Raw genomic sequence first — 20443 nt, forward strand, 5'->3', positions numbered from 1 at the left:
ATGGGGAGGAGATGTCCATGCCGCTCGCGATGAACCGTGAGGTTTTCATTACCTGTGCCGTGACCGGGTCCGGCGGCTCGCAGGACCGCTCCCCGCATGTTCCACGCTCGCCCAAGCAGATCGCCGATTCTGCCATCGACGCGGCCAAGGCCGGTGCCGCCATCGTCCACTGCCATGTCCGCGACCCCGAGACCGGCAAGCCGCGCCGCGATGTCCATCTCTACCGCGAAGTGACGGACCGCATCCGCGCGGCAGAAGTCGATGTGATCCTGAACCTGACCGCCGGGATGGGCGGCGACATGGTGTTCGGCTCACCGGAAGCGCCGCTGCCGCTCAATGAAAAAGGCACCGACATGGGCGGCGCCACCAACCGCATGGAACATGTGCGCCAGTGCCTGCCGGAGATCTGCACGCTGGATTGCGGCACCATGAACTTCGCCGAGGCCGATTATGTCATGACCAACACGCCCGGCATGCTGCGCGCCATGGGCGGCATGATGACGGCGCTCGGCGTCAAGCCGGAGATCGAAGCTTTTGATACCGGCCACCTCTGGTTCGCCAAGCAGCTGGTCGAAGAAAAGGTCTTGAATCCCGACGCGCTGGTGCAGCTCTGCATGGGTGTGCCGTGGGGGGCGCCGGACGACCTCAACACCTTCATGGCCATGGTTAACAACGTGCCGTCGACCTGGAACTGGTCGGCCTTCGCCATCGGCCGCAACCAGATGGCCTATGCAGCCGCTGCAGTGCTCGCCGGCGGCAATGTCCGCGTCGGTCTCGAAGACAATCTCTGGCTCGACAAGGGCGTGCTGGCCACCAATGCGCAGCTGGTCGAGCGCGCCGCCAGCATCGTCACCAATCTCGGCGCCAGGATTTTGGGGCCGGAGGAAGTGCGCAGGAAGCTCAACCTCACCAAGCGGGCGCCGATCGCAGCGGCTGCTTAAGACGGGAGCGGATCATGGCTACCGTCAAATTCACCGCGATGAAGGATGGCGACAGGCAAGACTACGAGTTCCTAACCGCCCATGAGATCGACTATGCCGCCAAGACCGGCGAGCGGCTGCTCGACGCTTTGGTGCAGCTCGACGAAGGCCTGTCCGGCTACAAGATCACCCGGCTCGGCCATTCGCTGCAGGCGGCGACTCGTGCCTGGCGCGACGGCGCCGACACCGACTGGATCGCCTGCGCGCTGCTGCACGACATCGGCGACATCTACGCTCCCTACAATCACGACGAATACGCCGCCTCGATCCTGAAACCTTTCGTGCGCGAGCAATGCACCTGGGTGGTGGAAAAGCATGGCGACTTCCAGCGGCTCTATTACGCGCATCATCTCGGCGGCAACCGCCATGCTCGCGACCGCTTCGCCGGCCATGCCTATTTCGACGATTGCGACCAGTTTTGCGAACGCTGGGACCAGTCGAGCTTCGACCCGGACTACGACACGCTGCCGATCGCATTCTTCCGCCAGTTCGTGCTCGAAGTCTTCGCCCGCAAGGCCTACGACCCCTCCGTGATCCGCATCGGCGAGCGCGTGCCTCTCATCGACCCCGAAACCGCCACGACAAGAACCGGAGCCTGACCATGAGCATCATCAACAAGGCAGCCGCCATTGGCGGCGGTGTCATCGGCGCCGGTTGGGTGGCGCGGTTGCTGCTCAACGGCATCGATGTGTCGATCTTCGATCCGGACCCGGAAGCGTCGCGCAAGGTCTCGGAAGTGATGAAGGGCGCGCGCCGCGCCTACAGGCAGATGGTTCCCGGCGGCCTGCCCAGGGAAGGCAGACTGACCTTTGCCAAGACCATCGCCGAGGCGGTGGCCGATGCCGATTTCATCCAGGAGAGCGTGCCGGAGCGGCTCGACCTCAAACACCGCGTGCTGGCCGAGATCGATCTCTACGCGCCGGCGAACGCCATAGTCGGCTCGTCTACCTCCGGCATCAAGCCGACCGACATGCAGGTCGCGATGAAGAAGCATCCGGAGCGTCTGGTTGTCGGACATCCCTTCAACCCGGTCTACCTGCTGCCGCTGGTCGAGATCGTCGGCGGCGAGCAGACGTTCCCCGAAGCGATCGAGGTTGCCAAGGAAATCTATGCCTCGATCGGCATGAAGCCGGTGGTGATCCGCAAGGAAATCGAGGCCTTTGTCGGCGACCGCCTGCTGGAGGCGGCCTGGCGCGAGGCGCTGTGGCTGATCAAGGACGGCATCTGCACGGTCGAGGAACTCGACGACATCATGCGCTATGGCTTCGGCCTGCGCTGGGCGCAGATGGGCATGTTCCAGGTCTACCGCGTCGCCGGCGGCGAGGCCGGCATGCGCCACTTCATGGCGCAGTTCGGGCCGTGCCTGAAATGGCCGTGGACCAAGCTGATGGACGTGCCGGAGTTCAACGACGAGCTGGTCGATCTTATCGCCTCCCAGTCGGACGACCAGGCGCACGGCCTGTCGATCCGCGAGCTGGAAAAGATCCGCGACGACAATCTGGTCGCGATCATGGATGCTCTGTCGAAACAGAACAAAGGCAAGGGCTGGGGCGCCGGCGCCTTGCACAAGGACTATACCAGGCAGCTGGCCAAGCTGGCAGCGAAGAAGCCGGCCGCATCCAGGGCCGCCGAAAAGGCCAAGGCATCCAAGCCGGTGAAGAAGGCGGAAAAGCCGAAGAAAAAGAAGAAGGGCTGAGGACCATGGATTTCGGTCTTTCGGAGGAACAGAAGCTCATCGTCGAGACGACGCGCGCGTTCGTCGAGAATGAGCTTTACCCGCATGAACGCGAGGTCGAGCGCACCGGCGTGCTGCGCCGCGAGTTGATCGAGGAGATCAAGGTCAAGGCAATCGAAGCCGGACTGTATGCGGCCAACATGCCGGCCGATGTCGGTGGCGCTGGCCTCGATACGGTGACTTGGCTGCTCTACGAGAAGGAACTCGGCCGCGCCAACTATGCGCTGCACTGGACCTGCGTCGCGCGCCCCTCCAACATCCTGCTCGCCGGCACGCCGGAGCAGCGCGAAAAATACCTGTTCCCGTGTATTCGTGGCGAGAAGTGGGACTGCCTGGCGATGACCGAGCCCGGCGCCGGCTCCGACCTGCGAGGCATGAAGGCGACCGCGGTGCAGGACGGCCACGACTGGGTCCTTAACGGCACCAAGCATTTCATCTCCCATGCCGATCTTGCCGATTTCGCGATTTGTTTCATGGCTTCGGGCGAGGAAGAAACGCCGCGCGGCAAGCGCAAGAAGATCACCGCCTTCTTCGTCGACAAGGGCACCAAGGGGTTCACGGTGCGCGACGGCTACCGCAACGTCTCGCATCGCGGCTACACCAACGCCATCCTCGAATTCGATGATTGCCGCCTGCCGGCAAGCCAGGTGCTGGGTGAGGTCCACAAGGGCTTCGACGTCGCCAATTCCTGGCTCGGCGCCACGCGCCTGCAGGTCGGCGCCACCTGTCTCGGCCGCGCCGAGCGGGCGCTCGGTCATGCCATCGAGTATTCCGCGCAGCGCCAGCAGTTCGGCCAGCAGATTGGCAAGTTCCAGGGCGTGTCGTTCAAGCTCGCCGACATGGCGACGGAATTGAAGGCGGCGGACCTGATGGTGTTCGAAGCCGGCTGGAAGTACGATCAGGGCACCGTCACCGATCAGGACATGGCCATGGCGAAGCTGAAGGCTACCGAAATGCTCGCCTTTGTTGCCGACGAAGCAATCCAGATCCATGGCGGCATGGGGCTGATGGATGACCTGCCGCTGGAGCGCATCTGGCGCGACGCCCGTGTCGAGCGCATCTGGGAAGGGACGTCGGAAATCCAGCGCCACATCATTTCGCGGGCGCTGCTGCGCCCGTTCGGGGCTTAAAAAGAAGAGACGGGGAATATGCACAAGCTTGAACGCCTCTTGCGCCCAAAATCCATCGCGGTGTTCGGCGGGGCCCAGGCCGCTGCCGTCGTCGCCCAATCGATCAAGATGGGCTTTGCCGGCGAAATCTGGCCGGTGCATCCGAACAAGGACGAGGTCGCCGGCCGCAAGGCCTATCGCTCGGTCGCCGACCTTCCCGGCGCGCCGGACGCTGCCTTTGTCGGCGTCAACCGGCATCTCACCATCGAGGTGATCAAGGCGCTGGCTGAGCGCGGCGCCGGCGGCGCCGTCTGTTTTGCCGCGGGCTTTCTCGAGACCGAGGCCTATGACGACGATGGCGAGCGGCTGCAGGCCGAACTGGTGGCCGCGGCCGGCCAGATGCCGATCATCGGCCCGAACTGTTATGGCCTGATCAACTACGCCGACGGCGCGCTGTTGTGGCCCGACCAGCATGGCGGCATCCGGCTGCCCGAAGGCGCCAAGGGCGTCGCCATCATCACCCAGTCCTCCAACATCGCCATCAACATGACGATGCAGAAGCGCGGCCTGCCGATCGCCTTCCTGATGACCGCCGGCAACCAGGCGCAGACCGGCCTCTCCGAAATGGCGCTCGGCCTGATCGAGGACGAGCGCGTCACCTCGCTCGGCCTGCACATCGAAGCCTTCGATTCGGTAGCAGGCTTCGAGAAGCTGGCGGCGCGGGCGCGCGAACTGAAGAAGCCGATCATCGCCATGAAGGTCGGCCGCTCCGAGCAGGCGCGGCAGGCGACGGTCTCGCACACGGCATCGCTGGCTGGCTCGGACGCTGCCTCGGGCGCATTCCTGCGGCGGCTCGGCATTGCGCGCGTCGATTCCATCCCCGCCTTCATCGAGGCGCTGAAGCTGCTGCATGTCACCGGGCCGCTGCCCGGCTATCGTCTGTCGTCGATGAGCTGCTCCGGCGGCGAGGCCTCGGTGATGGCCGACAGCGCCGAAGGCCGCTGGGTCAACTTCCCGGAGCTCACCAGCAAGCACCGCGCCCATGTCAAATCGACGCTCGGGCCGCTGGTCGCGGTCGCCAATCCGTTGGACTACCACACCTTCATCTGGAACAACGAACCGGCGATGACCGCCACCTTCACCGCCATGGTGTCGGGCGGTTTCGACCTCAACATGCTGGTGCTCGATTTCCCGCGCCCCGACCGTTGCTCGGTCACCGACTGGTGGGCGACGCTGCGCGCCTTCGAATCGGCGCTGAAGACCAACAATGCGCATGGCGCGATTGTCTCGTCGCTGCCGGAGAACCTGCCGGAGGAATACACCGCCGAACTGATGGCGCGCGGCATGGTGCCGTTGTTCGGCATTTCCGAGGCCATGGATGCCGCAGGCGCGGCGGCCTTCATCGGCTGGGCCTGGGCCGAGCCGCAGGCGCAGCCGATCGACACATCGGCTGCCGGTGCTGCCGGCGGCGACCATGTCACGCCTGATGAGGCCGAGGCCAAGGCGCGGCTGATCGAGGCCGGCTTGCCGGTGCCGAAGGCCGAACGCGCCGCCAATGCCGTCGAAGCGGTGATTTCGTCGATGGCGCTCGGCTTCCCGGTGGCGTTGAAGGCGCTTGGCGTCACCCACAAGTCGGAAGTCGGCGCTGTCAGGCTTAACCTCAAGGACGCCGAATCCGTCAGCACCGCGGCGCACGATCTCTTGCCGCTCGGCACCGGGCTCTATGTCGAGCGCATGGTGCGCGACGGCGTCGCCGAGCTGATTGTCGGCTTTACCCGCGACCCGATGTTCGGCGCCGTCATGACGCTGGGAACTGGCGGCGTGCTGGTCGAGCTGTTGCGCGACAGCGTGACCTTGATGCTGCCGGCAACGCGCGACGATATCGAGGCGGCGCTACGCGGCCTGAAACTGTTCCCTCTGCTTGAGGGCTATCGCGGCCGGCCGAAGGCCGATGTCGCCGCGGCCATCGACGCCATCGCAGGCATTGCCGGCTTCGTGCAGAAGAATGCCGGCGAGATCGAGGAACTCGACATCAACCCGCTGATCGTCTGCGCCGAAGGCAAGGGCGCCTGGATTGCCGACGCGCTGCTGGTGCTGGGAGAGAAGAAGAATGTCTGACGTCATTTCAACTCGCCGCGAAGGCACCATCCTCGAGGTCACGCTCGACCGGCCCAAGGCCAACGCCATCGACCTGAAAACGTCGCGGCTGATGGGCGAGACCTTCAAGGCGTTCCGCGACGATCCGGAACTGCGCGTCGCCATCGTCAAGACCGCCGGCGACAAGTTCTTCTGCGCCGGCTGGGATTTGAAGGCAGCAGCCGGTGGCGATGCGGTCGACGGCGACTATGGCGTCGGCGGCTTTGCCGGCCTGCAGGAGCTGCGCGACATGAACAAGCCGGTGATCGCCTGCGTCAACGGCATGGCGGTGGGCGGCGGCTTCGAATTGGCGCTGTCCTGCGACCTCATCTTCGCCTCGGATCATTCCTCCTTCGCGCTGCCCGAAATCCGCGCCGGCACGCTGGCGGATGCCGCGACGATCAAGTTGCCGAAGCGCATTCCCTATCACGTCGCCATGGACCTCTTGCTCACCGGCCGCTGGATGGATGTAGCGGAAGCGCATCGCTGGGGCCTGGTCAACGAAGTGTTGCCCAAGGAAAAGCTTGAAGACCGCGTCTGGGAGGTCGCAAGGCTACTGGCCAGCGGCCCGCCGCTGGTGTTTGCCGCGATCAAGGAGACGGCGCGGGTGGCCGAGGCGCTGACCTTCCAGGATGCCATGAACCGCGTCACGCGCCGGCAACTGGCGACGGTCGATGCGCTTTATGGCTCCGAGGACGGTATGGAAGGGTTCCGGGCGTTTGCGGAGAAGCGCGACCCGGTGTGGAAGGGGAAGTAGCCTCTTTACCCTCCCCTCGATGGGGAGGGTCGGACCGAAGGTCCGGGGTGGGGTGATGCGCCACCCCCCCCACCCGCCGCTTCGCGGCGACCTCCCCCATCAAGGGGGAGGTAAAGGAGCTGCATGACCGACTACAAACCCCTCATCGATGCCGAGACCTGGGCCTTCATCGAGCGGACCAATTCCTATTACCCGCCCGATACGATCGACTACACCATCGCCCAGCAACGTGCGATTTATGACCGGATGTGCCGCGAGTTCTTTGCCGGCTATCCCAATGGTGTGACGGCGGAAACGACTTTCATTGCCAACCGATCACACGACATCCCGATCCGCATCTATCGCAGCGCTACCCCGAACACGGCGGCGATGGTGCTCTACATCCATGGCGGGGGTTTCATCCTCGGCGGCCTGGACAGCCATGACGATGTCTGCGCCGAGCTGTGCGCCCGCACCGGTTACGAGGTGGGTTCCATCGATTACCGGCTGGCGCCGGAGCATTTGCACCCGGCCGCTTTCGACGATGCTTTACGTGCCTTCGAATGGGCAGCCAAAACCTACGACCGCCCTATTCTGCTGTGCGGCGACAGCGCCGGCGGCAATCTCTGCGCGGCTGTTGCTCACGCAACGCGTGGCCATGCCAAAAAGCCGATCGGCCAGGTGCTGATCTATCCGGGCCTCGGCGGCGACCGTTCGAAGGGCTCGTATGTCACGCACGCCGAAGCACCGATGTTGACCATGCGCGATCTCGAATTCTACAAGCACATCCGCACCGGCGGCGCTGACGGTACTGGTGACATCACCTTGTCGCCGCTCGCCGACACCGATTTCACCAAACTGCCGCCAACCGTTCTGATCACCGCGCAATGCGACCCGCTGTCGTCCGACGGCGAGGCCTACCGCGACCGCATCCTTACCGCAGGCGGCCATGCCGCCTGGTTCGAGGAGCCGGGACTGGTGCACGGCTATCTCCGGGCCAGGCACACGGTCGGCCGGGCCCGCGCCAGCTTCAACCGTATCGTCGAAGCGGTGTCGGTGCTGGGCAAGGGCGACTGGATCTGGTGATCCGGCTCAACCGCGGACAAAGGCGATCAGTTCCTCAGCCATGCGATCGTTGAATTCCCGACGAAAGCGGTTTTTCTTCAGCCATTCAGGGTTTGAGCCGACGGTCTTGTTGGCATCCACGACAACGCCTTTGCCATCGACAATGAAATAGTCGATGGCGCCGAAGTCCAGGTTGAGCCGCTGCCGCACCGCCAGCACTTCCGGTGGCACGGCGCCGCCCACCTCATTGCTCAGGATTTTTGAGCCGGCGCACAACACATCGTCGTAGACCTGCCGCATGTTGACCTCGGCACCGAGCAGGAACATGTAGCGGTGCTTGACGATGGGCAGGTCGAGCGTATCGAAAGCGAACTTTTCCACCATCAGGCGATTGTTGCGCCATACATCCCGCGGAACCTCGCCGATCGTCTGGTAGACCTTATAGGGCGGGCACAGGCGGTCCTTGTAGCCGGGTTCGAAGAGCTTGCGGATGGCATGCGCGCTCCTGGTCAGGCCGTTGCGATGCTGCCACCAGCGCTGCTCTGGTCGGCCCCTGGAGTTGAGGACCGTCTTGACGACAACCGGCCCCTCGTGGCTGTCCCCTGCCTCCAGCTTCAGTGTCGAATAAAGGTGCCGGTGGATGGACAGCGCGCGGCCATTGATGGTGCGGTCGTAGAGGTGGCCGAGCCCGCGGTACGTTGGCGGCACGACTGTCAGGTCGACATGCAGAAAGGCCACCGGCGCCCGATCTCGGCCGGCTGGCCGGTCGAGCAGGCGCACTTTCAATCCAGCCTGTTCCAGGTAAGGCAGCAACTGCGCGATGCTATAGCTCCGCACCAGTCGGAAATTGCGCAGGCTCTCTACATAGACATCGAGATCGGCGGCAGACACCGAACGCTATTCCTTGATATCGACGCCCGAGAAATCATGGTGATCAAAGGGGTCCATGACATAGCCCGTCACCTGTTCGCGCATCGGCATCGAGACCACGGAGTGGGCGATAGCGACCCACGGCATCTGCTCCCTGAAGATCGTTTGCGCCTGCGAATAGAGTTTTGCGCGGGCAGCGGGATCGACGATCCCGGCTGCCTGCTTGAGCAGATCGTCGAAGGCCGGAAAACACCAGTTGGCACGATTGGTGGTGCCGACGCCGGCACAGCCAAGCGGCACCGACAGGAAGTTGTCGGGGTCGCCATTGTCGCCGGTGAAGCCGAACAGCATGGCGCCGTCGCGGTCGCGTGACTTCGAGCGCGCAAGGTATTCTGTCCACTCATACGTCACGACTTCCACGTTGACACCGATCTTTGCCAGGTCGGACTGGATCATTTCGGCCATACGCTGCGCATTCGGGTTGTAGGGACGCTGCACCGGCATCGCCCAGATCTTCATGTGCAGGTCTTTTACGCCGGCATCGGCGAGCCCCCGCCTGGCGGCAGCGGGGTCGAAGACATGATCGGGGCTCGTCTTGTCATAGGCCCAGGAGGTCGGCGGCAGCGGATTGCGTGCGACTTCACCGGTGCCGCGGAACACGACGTCGACCAGCGCCTGGGTGTCGATGGCCATGGCGATCGCCTTCCTCACCCTTGGATCGTCGAAGGGCTTCTGCAAGGTGTTGAAGGCGAGGTATCCTGTGTTGAGGCCCTCCTGCCGCATGACCTTGATACCGGGTGTCGCCTTGATCGCGTCCAGGTCGGCCGGATTTGGATAGGGCATGAGATCGCATTCGCCGGCGCGCAGCTTTTCCATGCGAATGCTGGCATCGGTGGCAATGGCGAAGACGAGATCGTCGATCTTCGGCTTGCCGCGCCAGTAGTCCGGATTGGCCTTGTAGCGGATGACTGCATCCTGCTGGTAGTCGACAAGCTGGAATGGACCCGTCCCGATCGGCTTCAGCGCCAGGTCGAGCAGCCGCTTCTCGGCGACGAGCTTGTCGGCATATTCCTTGGAAACGAGCGAAGCGAAATCCATCGCCAGGTCGGCAAGCATCGGCGAATGCGGCGCCTTCAGCTTCATCACCACAGTCAGGTCGTCAAGCTTGCGCCAACCGGCGACAAGATCCGGCATGCCGATGCCGTCGAAGTAAATGTACTGGCGTTTGGCGTAATTGTTGAACGGGTTCTGCGCGTTGGCCTGCCGGTCGAAGGTGAACAGCACGTCATCGGCATTGAAGTCGCGACTAGGCGTAAAGCCCTCGACGCTGTGGAATTTCACGCCCTGCCGCAGGTGGAATGTGTAGGTGAGACCATCGTCGGAAATCTCCCAGCTTTCGGCAAGGCCGGGGCGCACCTTGGTGGTGCCGGGCTCGAACTCAACCATGCGGTTATAGAGAGCGGTGGCCGAGGCGTCGCGGGATCCGGAGGCGAGTGCGGGATCGAACGTATCGGGGCTAACCTCGGTGCAGTAGACCAAGGTCTTGGCTAAGGATTGATGGACCGGCAACGCACATGGAAAAAGCGCCGCCAGCAATAGAACGAAGTGCCTGCGTGTCATGATACCCCCCAGGGTTGGGAAGACGCTAGCAGAAGCCGGCACTGACGGTAAGTAAGCCGGCCGGTCTTTCGCGCGCCAAGACTGTTTTCCACCTGAGTTGACACAAGGAATTAGCCGCGCCTCTGTGAAATGGCGGACAGACCCGGCCGCCGTTTTGCATGAACCTTTCTGCTCCAGCCGGCGACTGACGACCAGGCGCCGCATGGTGCGGGCCGGAAAGGATGCCCCATGACCAGGACCCCAGAGGCTCCACGGTCTCCGGGACCAACGCAAGCTCAGCGCGACCACCGCCTTCGGGATGGAGTCGATGCGCTGGGCTTTCGGCTGATTCCGTTGACCCTGCGCAGGAGCAGGCGTATCGTGAAGATGAGGAAAGCAGACAATTCGATCAGGGACGAACGTGCCGGAACGCCGCGCCTTGCCCTGTTTCGCGCGGCCGGACCGGATGTTCCTCCCGAAAACTTCGGGGGGAGTTTTATGTCCTGCGATCGCGGCGCGTCCATGTCGTTTCCAAGCGGTTTCCGCCGTTCGCTCCATCTGGGCGGCGGTTTGCTTGCCCTGGCGCTGAGCGCCACGCTCTGGTTGGGCACAGCCGCCCAAGCGCAGGAAACCCAGATCGTCTATCCCGGCTCGATGGCGGTCACCGGATTTTCCGGCACCGTCATTCCCAATTTCGACTCTGCCGATTCCGAAAGGGGGGGGCTGCCGCCCGGCGTCGACCCGGTCGACGAAACCTTCATCGACACGACGCGCGCCACCTTGCGCGTCTTCGACGTTTCGGCGCTCGGCGGACCGGCTTCCGGCCAGCTCGTCTACACACCGCCGCCCTTCGAGGTGACGGCCGAACAGATTGGCCAGGTGTTCGCCATCACCTATGATGACGGTGTGCGCGACGGCGTTCCCTCGGGCGTCCCCAACCTCTATGCCGGCGCTACCTCCCTGCACGGCATCCGTATCGTCACCCCGGACGAAGATGCCGACGGTCGGCCCGAGCGACAGCGCCGCGGAACCGCAGGCGCCGTCTTCATGGACGGCCAGTTCGGCACCGAAAGCGGTGGCGGTCCGGGCACGATCTGGAAGATCGACGGCATCACCGGCGCGGTCTCCAAATTCGCCGACATTGACACCAACAGCGGTTCCGGCATCGGCGACATCAGCTTCGACAGCAATCACCGCGAGTTCTTCGCCAGCGATCTCGACACCGGCCTCATCCACCGCCTCGATGCCAACGGCACGCTGATCGACACATTCGATCACGGCGTTGCCGGGCGGCCGGCGCATGGGCTGGCTCCCGTCGCTGATGACGGTGCGGTGATGGACATACAGGGTGCTGCCTTCGACTCGGAAGACCCCGACACATGGGGCTACACGCAGGACGAACGCCGCGTCTGGTCCGTCGCCTATCATGGCGGCCGGCTCTATTATTCGGTTGGCGAAAAGGCCGAGATCTGGTCGGTTGGCATTGCCCGCGATGGCAGCTTTGCCGGTGATCCGCGCTGGGAGCTGACGGTCAAGGCCGACAAGGACTACGCCGTCACCGACATCGCCTTCGACAACCAGGGTTTCATGTATCTGGCGCAGCGCGGCCCGGTCGAGAATCGCTACGATTACAGCCAGTTCGCCGATTCCGGCAAGGGCGAGGTCATCCGCTACTGGCGCGAAAACCCGGACGATCCGGCGACGGAATCGGTCTGGGTGGAAGAGCCGCAGGAATATGCGGTCGGCTTCCCGCAAGGCAACCGGCAGTCGGCCGGTGGGCTCGACCTGCAATATGGCTATGACGCCGACGGCAATCTCGACACCGGCGTGTGCACCGACACGCTGGTCAACACCGGCGACAAGCTGCGCGACAACCCGACACTTGCCGACCAGCTCGCCGCCGGCGGGCCGCTTGCCGTGCACGGCGTGCAGATCACGCCGACGCCGTTGGTCAAGCCGGCCAACGTGCCGCCTTTCGGCTCGTGGTTCGTCGACTTCGACGGCTATTTCGAAGACCCAGAAGTGGAAGGCCATGTCGGCGACGTCGAGGTCTGGCACCCCTGCGACGGCCGTGCCGGCTATTATGAAGAGATCCCAGGCGGTTATCTGCCGCCGTTCTATCCGCCGGACTTCCCACCGCCCGGCGATCTGCCTCCGTGCATCGATGTCGAGGATGTTCAGTTCTACTGCACGCCTCGCGGCCTCCAGGCCGACCTCTATCTCCATGACCATGCCGGCTTTGGCGGCGATTCGATCAAGGTCCAGCCTTCCAGTGAGACAAAGTCCATGACACCAGGCGTCGGGGTGACATCACCCCAGTCGCATGCTCCCGGTAAGCCTTACACGGTCGACATCACCGGCCATTCTCCGGGCGACAGAGTCGATGTTGGACTTTGCTTCTACAGGCAGTCCGACAAGGACAAGGGTGGCTACTACCCTTGCTGCAAGATGACTTTGCCGCTCAGAACCCCAGCCCTCAGCTGCGAACGTTGAGGAGGGGAAGATGAAAAATCTCGCACTTTCCCCGACCGCGAAGAGCAGTCAATCCACCGGCAAGCAGCCAACCGTCATGGAGACCATCATGAAACCCCTGTCATATGCCAGGCGCGGCGCGCGCTGGCTGATGGCGGCCGGTATCGCGGTCGCCGTGTTCACCCCTGTCGCAAGCCACGCCGAAGATGCAGTCCCGATCACTCCGGAACTGCGGCTCGACCTGGACAATTCAAAAATCGTCAATCCGAGGCCGGAACGGATCGTGCCGTTCTTCACCAAAACAGGCACACAGAGGAGCTGCGACTACGTCGTCTACTCTCTGAGCTTTGGCCTGCGCGGCGACCCGCAAGGCTTTGCCGACCCAAGCTTTTCGGCCAGGCTGAAGAAACTCCAACTCGACTTCAAGGATCAGCTTCCGCACGGTCTTGCGATCGTCAACGTCAACGTGTCCGGCGACGGCACGGGTGCGTCCGGCGGACCGCTGCCGGGTGCGACAATCAGCACCTCGGCTAATCCGAACGATACGGCAACGGTTTCCGATTTCCGGATTTCCGCCACCGATCTCGACGGCGCTGGGGCTGGCAATGAACGCGTCATCAATTTCAAGATCACCGCCAAGATCGACCATGCGGCGTTTCCTTCGCCGACCATCGTCGACAACCAGGGCATGATCAAGGTGACGCCGGGCGTCGGCACGGGGGCCATCATCCCGTCGCAGGATCCGGGCAAGCCCGACGATGGAGACTACAAGACCGGGGCCAAGACCTCGATCAAGATCGACCTCACCAACTGTGACAAGCGGCCTCCGCCTCCCGACCGGGAATGTTTCAAGGTGGAGCGCGGCACGGTCGATTGCGTGCAAGGCGGCGGCGCGTTCATCTACCACATGCCTGTCGGCCCGGAGATGGGCGGCAAATGGGTGCAGGTATCGACGGCGACCCCAGGCATCACCATCATCCCCGACACGCAATTGGTGCCGGCGGGCGGCGGTGTGCTGAACTGGAAGATCGTCGGTGCGTCGCCCGGCGACGTCATCCACCTCATCGTCACCGGCATCGAGACCTATGCCGGCCCGAAGGAGGGCTGGGGACTATGCTGCACGCAGACCATCGACATCGTCATCCCGCGTGACTTGAGATGTCCGCCCAAGGACAAGGAACCGGACCTCAAGGTCGAGAAACGCGCCGACGTGACGCGTTGCACGATGGGCGGCGGCTGCGACTTCACCATCAAGGTCACCAATGTCGGCGACGGGCCGTATCACGGCAAGATCGTGCTCGACGAGGTGACGCTGCCGGCCGGCTCGACTCTGGATTCAGGGCCCAATCCGCCCTGGGTATGCATGCCCGGCGTGACCCCGATGACGTGCACCTATCCGGTGACCACGCTCAATCCGGGGGCCTCCATCAACCTCAAGCTCGGCTTCAAGCCGGCGGGTGGTTGGCAAGGCAGCGCGCTGCGCAACTGCGCCACCTATAATTACGGCGCCAGCGGCAAGCCGCTGTTCGGCAGCCAGCAGAACGATCGCGGCTGTGCCTCGATCCCGATCTGCCGGCGTGGCGACCGCGACCGCGATTGCCGGCCCCCGGTCGACAAGAAGGTCGACCTGATCCTGAAGAAGCGTGCCCGCATCCCGGTCTGCACGCCCGACGGCATCTGCTACTTCGTGATCGACATCATCAACAATGGCAGCGTCCCCTATAATGGGCCGCTGACGGTTATCGACAATTACCCGGGCGGCGCGCCGGCCTCTTCGACCTTCGGCCCGTCTCCGCCCTGGACATGCGGACCGAACGGTCCCGGCCAGTTCCGCTGCGACAATGCCGGCATCGTGTTGATGCCGGGCGCATCGACGCCGATCGTCGTCAAGGCGGTCATGCCGGCCGGCTACCAGTCGGATTCGGTCGAGAACTGCGCGGCGCTGAAGCCCGTCTCCGGTGAGGTCGACCTCACCAACAACAAGGCCTGCGCCAAAGAACGCTTCCGTCATCCCAATGGCGGCAAGCCGACCCTACGCATCACCAAGGTCTGCAATGGCTCGCTCGCCGGTGCGGCGGTGGTTTCCTGCCGCATCACCGTCATCAGCCTTGGCACCTCTGCCCCCACCGGTCCGGTGCGGGTCAACGATGCTGCCACGCTGATATCGGGTGGCGCGCCGGTCCAGATCCAGACCGTCACACCCGACGGTGCGGAATGGGCCTGCGGAGCGGTTCCGGCCAATGCGCTGTCATGCCAGATACCCGGCGCCGCGATGACGCCCGGAACCTCCAGGCACTTCGACGTGACGGTCTTGGCCAATGGCGCGTTCGAGAACTGCGCACGCGGCTCATACGGCCCGGCCCCTGGAGACGACGTCGTCTACCCGATCGGCCAGGCCTGCGCCAAGGGCGGCGGCACATCCACCGTCAGCGTCAAGAAGACCGGCGATGCCGAGTGCCAGCCGGGGCAACCCTGCTCGTTCGAGATCACCATCACCAATGATGGCCAGACCGCCTTCTCCGGTCCGGTCCGCATCGGCGATGCGATCGGGGTGGACGGGCTGGGGCGGCTGCAAGGCGTCGCGATCACCTCGATCGAACCGCCCTTTGGCTGCTCGCCCGAACCGACGACCTTGCCGTTGACCTGCATTGCCAACCTGACGCTCGGCGCCGGGGAAAGCCATGTGCACAAGGTCACCGTGGTCCTCCCGGATGCTCCCCTGGCCAATCTGCAGGGCAACGTCAGCGGCCAGAACTGCGTCGGCGTCTTGTCTCCCGACACCAGGGTGCAAGGCGGCGGCGACGTACTGCCCGGCGACCTGACCAACGTCCAGGGCGATCGCGGCAAGGCCTATGCCTGCCATCCCTTCACCATCAAGCGCGAGGTGAAGAAGGAATGTTCGCCAGGCTTCGTCATGAACGATGCCGGCCGGTGCGTGTGTCCGGAAGGCACGACGTTCCGCAACGGCCAGTGCTCGCCCGACGGCGGCGTCATCATCCAGCCGAAGGATCCGAGGCCCTGCGTGCTGCTCAAGGGCCAGATCCGCACCGAGGATGGACGCTGTGTCTGCCCACGCGGAACCGAACTTGAGAACGGCGCTTGCGTCAAGACGGACAAGCCTGGCTGCACCATCCCCGGTTCGGTCCCGACGTCGGACGGCAATGGCTGCTACTGCCCGGAGGGTACGCATCTCGACCGACAGGCAAATGCCTGCGTGCGCGACAAGCAGAAGCCCGAGCAGTGTAGCATACGCGGCCAGGTTCATGACGCCGATGGCGATTGTGTCTGCCCGCGTGGGACAGAGGTGCGCAATGGAGCCTGCCGGCCGATCCGGCCAAAGCCTGAACAGTGCTCGGTCCGTGGTCAGATCCACAACGCCAATGGCGATTGCGTCTGCCCGGACGGCACAGAAGTCAGGGGCAAGGTCTGCCGGCCGATCCGGCCGAAGCCCGAGCAGTGCTCGATCCGCGGCCAGGTCCACGACGCCAATGGCAATTGTGTCTGCCCGCGGGGTACCGAGGTGCAAGGCAATGCCTGCCGGCAGAAGAAGCCTGTGCTGGAACAGTGCGACATACGCGGCCAGGTGCACAACAAGCGCGGCGGGTGTGTTTGCCCGCGCGGCACCCAGGCGATCGACGGCGCGTGCCGCAAGCCGAGGCCGCAGGTGGGAGACTGCGCCCCGGGCTCGCAGATGGTCGGCGGCCAGTGCGTGCCGATCATCAAGCGGCGCTGCCCCGAAGGCACGGTTGGTCGGTTCCCGAACTGCAGGGCGATCCGGCAGCAGCCGTCGCTCGATCCGACCCTGTTGCTCAATCCAGGTGTCCTTCAGCAGTTCATACCGAAGCGCACGCCGCAGACGCAGGTACAGCCGCAAAGGGATCCGGCGGCCAACTTCAAGCCATAGGATCTGGATACGAGTCAAAATTCAGAACCCCGCCGGAGCGATCCGGCGGGGTTTTTCCTTGGGCGCGCTGCGGCGATCGGGCGGCCAGGTATTCGCCGAACCCGCTGCCGGCCGCAGCAAATACCGACTTTCCCTTTTCGGGATCATGGTCTAGAGCAGTTCATCGTTTCGTGGAAACGCCGAACCGCTCTATCTCTTTGTTTTGACGCAATTCCGGACGGAAAGCCGTTCCCACTTTTCCTGGAATTGCTCTAGCAGTCGTCAAGGCCGCGCCCGCAAACAGGGCGCCCAAAGGGGCCGCATCATGAGCAGGAAGACCCTGATCGCGCCATCGGTGCTGGCGTCGGATTTCTCGAAGCTCGGCGACGAGGTCGAGGCGGTGGCGGCGGCCGGCGCCGACTGGATCCATCTCGACGTGATGGACGGGCATTTCGTGCCCAACATCACCTTCGGCCCGCCGGTGATCAAGGCCATCCGCAACCGCACCAAGGCCTTCTTCGACTGCCATTTGATGATTGCGCCGGCCGATCCTTATCTGGCCGCCTTTGCCGATGCCGGCTGCGACGGCATGACCGTGCATGCCGAGGCCGGACCGCATCTCGACCGCTCGCTTCAGACCATCAAGGGTCTCGGCAAGAAGGCCGGCGTATCGCTCAATCCGGCGACGCCGGAAAGTGCGATCGAATATGTGCTCGACCGGCTCGACCTGATCCTGATCATGACCGTCAATCCGGGCTTTGGCGGCCAGGCCTTCATCCCGGCCATGGTCGACAAGGTCAAGCGGGTGAAAGCGCTGATCGGCAACCGGCCGATTCGCATCGAGATCGACGGCGGCGTGTCGCCGGAAACCGCCCCCCTGGTCACATCAGCCGGCGCCGATGTGCTGGTGGCAGGCGCCGCCATCTTCAAGGGCGGCAGCGTCGAAGCCTACCGGGCCAATATAGAAGCCATCCGAACCGCGGCCGACCGGGCTGCCGGCTGACATCAGTTCCAGGGCAAGTTCCCGGCTGGTCGGTTCTCCTCGGCCTGATCTCCCTGCCTGATCCTTCGATCTCCCAAAAGCCGTCAACGGGTGGCAGCCGCAAGGGCATCGCGGCAACCGACAGGATCGCGGCATCCGGCGCTAGTTTTGGCCCATAAATCTAGTGGATAACTGCCGAAGGGATCTGCATGCTGGGAGAGGTCAATCCGGCGGCATGACGCGCGTTAAGAAAAAATTAGCCGTATTCGGGATCTCGAAGCTGTTTCTCGAGGGCTCCTGCCATGCTGGCAGACAAACTTTCTTCAGAAGAACAAGTTTTTCACGATTTTAGTTACTTCCGGCGGATAAGATGCGGTCAACCTTCCTCTTTAAGTCGAATATCGTGATCTTTCGCTTGAGGGGCGGATGCCTTAGGAGTTACAGTAAATTTACAGGGGAAATCGTTTGCTTCGCGAACGGGCTAGCGGAGCATGGGAGAGCTACAGGAGTCATATTGACCTACGGATCTGCCGATATGAGCGAAGGCGCGAGACCCAAGAGCACACTCGCTAGTACGGTCTATCAACAGCTTCGCGACGATCTCCTGCGCGGCGTGTTTGAAAGTGAAAGCAAGCTTCGTGTCGAATGGGTGGTTTCCCGTTACGGCGCCGGCGCCTCGCCGGTTCGCGAGGCTCTCAACCGACTTGCTTCGGAAGGCCTGCTCGGCCGCCACGACCAGCGCGGTTTCTTCATCATGCCGGTCAGTGCCCCGGAACTCGAGGAATTGACGCGCACCCGCTGCTGGCTGGAAGAGCGGGCGCTGCGTGAATCCATTACCAACCGCACCGGCGAATGGGAAGAGCAGCTCGTGCTGGCCTTGCATCGCCTGGCGCGTGCCCCGCGCCGCTTGCCGGAGGACCCGTCCTCGAACAATCCGGAATGGGAAAAGCTGCACCGCGCCTTCCATCGGGCACTGATCGCAGGCTGCCGATCGCATTGGCTGACCGGCTTTTGCGACCAGCTTTCGGATCAGGCCTCCCGCTACCGGCTGATCTCCCAGGACGGCAGCGAGCGCGACGAAGTCGGTGAACATCGGCTTATTGCAGAGCGCACGGTGGATGGCGATGCCGACGGCGCCGTTGAAGCCCTGCTCAACCACTACCGTCTGACGGCAGCCATGTGCATGGAGCGCTTCAACGAAAGCGGCGATCCACGAACAAGCGCTGCCAAGGCATTGCGCGGCCGCAGATAACAGGACTCCGGCTGCGATCCTGCTGCTGCGGTTTCCGAAAAGCGGTTGTTTTTTTTCAAGGCCATGCGCTAGGGATGACGCATGAGCAATCACCTGTTCGACGCTTTTCGCAACCGGATGTCAGCCCCCGGGCGCGCCCTGATGGAAACGGATGACGGGCGCTCAATCCCTTATGGCGACATGCTGGCGCAATCGGCACGTCTGGCACATGCGCTGAAGCATTTCGGCGTCGAGCCGGGCGACCGCGTTGCCATGCAGGTCGAAAAAAGCCCCGAATGCATCTTCCTTTCCCTCGCCTGCCTGCGCGCCGGCGCGGTCTTCTTGCCGCTCAACACCGCCTACACGCTGGCCGAGCTCGGTTATTTCTTCGGCGATGCCGAGCCGCGGCTGGTCGTCTGCGACGCGGCGCGCGCCGGCGCTATCGCGCCGCTGGCGCAGGCGTCGGGGGCGGTTACCGTCACGCTCGACAGCAATGGCCGGGGATCGCTCACCGACTGTGCCGCGCAGCAGCCCGCGGATTTCGACGATGTGGCGCGCGGACCGGACGATCTGGCCGCAATCCTTTACACATCGGGCACCACCGGACGCTCCAAGGGCGCCATGCTCAGCCACGAAAACCTGGCCTCCAATGCGCGCGTGCTGGTCGAGCAATGGCGTTTCACCGGGGATGACGTGCTGATCCATGCCCTGCCGATCTTCCACACGCACGGCCTGTTCGTCGCCACCAACGTCACCCTGATGGCCGGCGCCTCGATGCTGTTCGAGCAGAAATTCGACGCCGGCCGCATCGTCTCGCTCTTGCCCCGCGCGACAGTGCTGATGGGGGTGCCGACCTTCTATACCAGGCTCCTGCAGCAGGACGGGCTGGATGCCCAGGCGGCGAAGAACATCCGCCTGTTCGTTTCCGGCTCGGCGCCGCTGCTCGCCGAAACGCACAAGGCCTGGCGCGAGCGCACCGGCCACGCCATTCTCGAGCGCTACGGCATGACCGAGACCAACATGAACACGTCGAACCCCTATGAGGGCGAGCGTCGGGCCGGCACGGTCGGCTTCCCGCTGCCCGGCGTTTCGCTGCGCATCGCCGACCCTGACAGTGGCGATGCGCTTGGCCAGGGTGAAGTCGGCATGATCGAGGTCAAAGGTCCGAATGTCTTTTCCGGCTATTGGCGCATGCCGGAAAAAACCAAGGCGGAGTTTCGCAAGGACGGCTTCTTCATCACCGGCGACCTCGGCATCATCGACGCGGACGGCTACGTCCACATCGTCGGCCGCGGCAAGGATCTCATTATCTCCGGCGGCTACAACATCTATCCCAAGGAGATCGAGAGCGAGATCGACGCCGTTGCCGGCGTCTTGGAAAGTGCCGTCATCGGAATTGCCCATCCCGATTTCGGCGAAGGCGTCACCGCTGTCGTGGTGCGGGCGCCGGCATCGCAGATCACCGGGGCCGAGATCGTTGGCGCCATTGCCGGCCAGCTGGCCAAATACAAGCACCCGAAGCAGGTGATCTTCGTCGATGAGCTGCCGCGCAACACGATGGGCAAGGTGCAGAAGAACCTGCTGCGCGAGACCTACAAGGGTCTCTACGGCTAATCCATAGCCTGCTAATGTCTTTGCCCAAGCG

Annotated in this window: 14 protein-coding genes; 12 read left to right on the top strand and 2 right to left on the bottom strand. The window is 63.7% G+C overall.

Going from position 1 to position 20443, the window contains the following annotated elements:
- Nucleotides 1–17: 17 nt before the first annotated feature.
- The 7 genes from bcoG to NKI15_RS21825 all read left to right on the top strand — a co-directional run bounded on the left by bcoG (nucleotide 18) and on the right by NKI15_RS21825 (nucleotide 7782).
- Nucleotides 18–941, top strand: coding sequence for a 3-dehydrocarnitine:acetyl-CoA trimethylamine transferase BcoG (gene bcoG, locus NKI15_RS21795; protein WP_023668863.1), 924 nt, complete (start codon nucleotides 18–20; stop codon nucleotides 939–941).
- Between the two features lie 14 nt (nucleotides 942–955).
- The gene (locus tag NKI15_RS21800) at nucleotides 956–1579 is read left to right on the top strand and encodes an HD domain-containing protein (RefSeq protein WP_023703613.1); all 624 of its coding nucleotides are present in this window, start codon (nucleotides 956–958) and stop codon (nucleotides 1577–1579) included.
- 2 nt (nucleotides 1580–1581) lie between these two features.
- Nucleotides 1582–2676, top strand: a complete 1095-nt coding sequence (locus tag NKI15_RS21805; protein WP_023703612.1) for a carnitine 3-dehydrogenase — start codon at nucleotides 1582–1584, stop codon at nucleotides 2674–2676.
- Between the two features lie 5 nt (nucleotides 2677–2681).
- Nucleotides 2682–3845 (top strand): acyl-CoA dehydrogenase family protein, encoded by a 1164-nt coding sequence (locus NKI15_RS21810; RefSeq protein WP_023694246.1) that lies wholly within the window; start codon nucleotides 2682–2684, stop codon nucleotides 3843–3845.
- Nucleotides 3846–3863: 18 nt separating this feature from the next.
- Entirely contained in the window at nucleotides 3864–5942 is a 2079-nt protein-coding gene (locus tag NKI15_RS21815; protein ID WP_023703610.1) for an acetate--CoA ligase family protein, read from the top strand.
- Nucleotides 5935–6717, top strand: a complete 783-nt coding sequence (locus NKI15_RS21820; protein ID WP_023696923.1) for a carnitinyl-CoA dehydratase — start codon at nucleotides 5935–5937, stop codon at nucleotides 6715–6717. The genes NKI15_RS21815 and NKI15_RS21820 overlap by 8 nt, the downstream gene beginning before the upstream one ends.
- A gap of 123 nt (nucleotides 6718–6840) precedes the next feature.
- A complete protein-coding gene (locus NKI15_RS21825; protein ID WP_023703609.1) occupies nucleotides 6841–7782 on the top strand; it encodes an alpha/beta hydrolase in 942 nt (313 codons plus the stop codon).
- Nucleotides 7783–7788: 6 nt separating this feature from the next.
- Here the strand turns inward: NKI15_RS21825 and NKI15_RS21830 are convergent, their stop codons facing one another.
- On the bottom strand, nucleotides 7789–8652 hold the full coding sequence (locus tag NKI15_RS21830) for a hypothetical protein (RefSeq protein WP_023707784.1): 864 nt from the start codon (nucleotides 8650–8652) through the stop codon (nucleotides 7789–7791).
- 6 nt (nucleotides 8653–8658) lie between these two features.
- Nucleotides 8659–10251, bottom strand: a complete 1593-nt coding sequence (locus NKI15_RS21835; RefSeq protein ID WP_352886913.1) for an ABC transporter substrate-binding protein — start codon at nucleotides 10249–10251, stop codon at nucleotides 8659–8661.
- Between the two features lie 477 nt (nucleotides 10252–10728).
- Here NKI15_RS21835 and NKI15_RS21840 point away from each other — a divergent pair, with 477 nt between their 5' ends.
- From NKI15_RS21840 to NKI15_RS21860, 5 genes are all read left to right on the top strand, one after another.
- The gene (locus NKI15_RS21840) at nucleotides 10729–12723 is read left to right on the top strand and encodes a hypothetical protein (protein WP_023707786.1); all 1995 of its coding nucleotides are present in this window, start codon (nucleotides 10729–10731) and stop codon (nucleotides 12721–12723) included.
- Between the two features lie 10 nt (nucleotides 12724–12733).
- The gene (locus tag NKI15_RS21845) at nucleotides 12734–16606 is read left to right on the top strand and encodes a DUF7929 domain-containing protein (RefSeq protein ID WP_352514604.1); all 3873 of its coding nucleotides are present in this window, start codon (nucleotides 12734–12736) and stop codon (nucleotides 16604–16606) included.
- A gap of 304 nt (nucleotides 16607–16910) precedes the next feature.
- Complete coding sequence (gene rpe, locus NKI15_RS21850) at nucleotides 16911–17588, top strand: ribulose-phosphate 3-epimerase (RefSeq protein WP_023684266.1); 678 nt, start codon at nucleotides 16911–16913, stop codon at nucleotides 17586–17588.
- A gap of 493 nt (nucleotides 17589–18081) precedes the next feature.
- Nucleotides 18082–18819, top strand: a complete 738-nt coding sequence (locus NKI15_RS21855) for a GntR family transcriptional regulator (protein WP_352514603.1) — start codon at nucleotides 18082–18084, stop codon at nucleotides 18817–18819.
- Between the two features lie 81 nt (nucleotides 18820–18900).
- Nucleotides 18901–20412 (top strand): malonate--CoA ligase, encoded by a 1512-nt coding sequence (locus NKI15_RS21860; RefSeq protein WP_031196282.1) that lies wholly within the window; start codon nucleotides 18901–18903, stop codon nucleotides 20410–20412.
- Nucleotides 20413–20443 lie beyond the last annotated feature (31 nt).

Source organism: Mesorhizobium sp. M0862, assembly GCF_040319795.1.
In the GTDB taxonomy this organism is placed as follows: domain Bacteria; phylum Pseudomonadota; class Alphaproteobacteria; order Rhizobiales; family Rhizobiaceae; genus Mesorhizobium.

Excerpts from the sequence above, each read along its gene's own strand:
- rpe (WP_023684266.1), top strand. The coding sequence starts at position 16,911 with ATGAGCAGGAAGACCCTGATCGCGCCATCGGTGCTGGCGTCGGATTTC.
- NKI15_RS21800 (WP_023703613.1), top strand. The coding sequence starts at position 956 with ATGGCTACCGTCAAATTCACCGCGATGAAGGATGGCGACAGGCAAGAC.
- NKI15_RS21820 (WP_023696923.1), top strand. The coding sequence starts at position 5,935 with ATGTCTGACGTCATTTCAACTCGCCGCGAAGGCACCATCCTCGAGGTC.
- NKI15_RS21835 (WP_352886913.1), bottom strand. The coding sequence starts at position 10,251 with ATGACACGCAGGCACTTCGTTCTATTGCTGGCGGCGCTTTTTCCATGT.
- NKI15_RS21810 (WP_023694246.1), top strand. The coding sequence starts at position 2,682 with ATGGATTTCGGTCTTTCGGAGGAACAGAAGCTCATCGTCGAGACGACG.
- NKI15_RS21845 (WP_352514604.1), top strand. The coding sequence starts at position 12,734 with ATGAAAAATCTCGCACTTTCCCCGACCGCGAAGAGCAGTCAATCCACC.
- NKI15_RS21805 (WP_023703612.1), top strand. The coding sequence starts at position 1,582 with ATGAGCATCATCAACAAGGCAGCCGCCATTGGCGGCGGTGTCATCGGC.
- bcoG (WP_023668863.1), top strand. The coding sequence starts at position 18 with ATGCCGCTCGCGATGAACCGTGAGGTTTTCATTACCTGTGCCGTGACC.
- NKI15_RS21860 (WP_031196282.1), top strand. The coding sequence starts at position 18,901 with ATGAGCAATCACCTGTTCGACGCTTTTCGCAACCGGATGTCAGCCCCC.
- NKI15_RS21840 (WP_023707786.1), top strand. The coding sequence starts at position 10,729 with ATGTCCTGCGATCGCGGCGCGTCCATGTCGTTTCCAAGCGGTTTCCGC.
- NKI15_RS21815 (WP_023703610.1), top strand. The coding sequence starts at position 3,864 with ATGCACAAGCTTGAACGCCTCTTGCGCCCAAAATCCATCGCGGTGTTC.
- NKI15_RS21825 (WP_023703609.1), top strand. The coding sequence starts at position 6,841 with ATGACCGACTACAAACCCCTCATCGATGCCGAGACCTGGGCCTTCATC.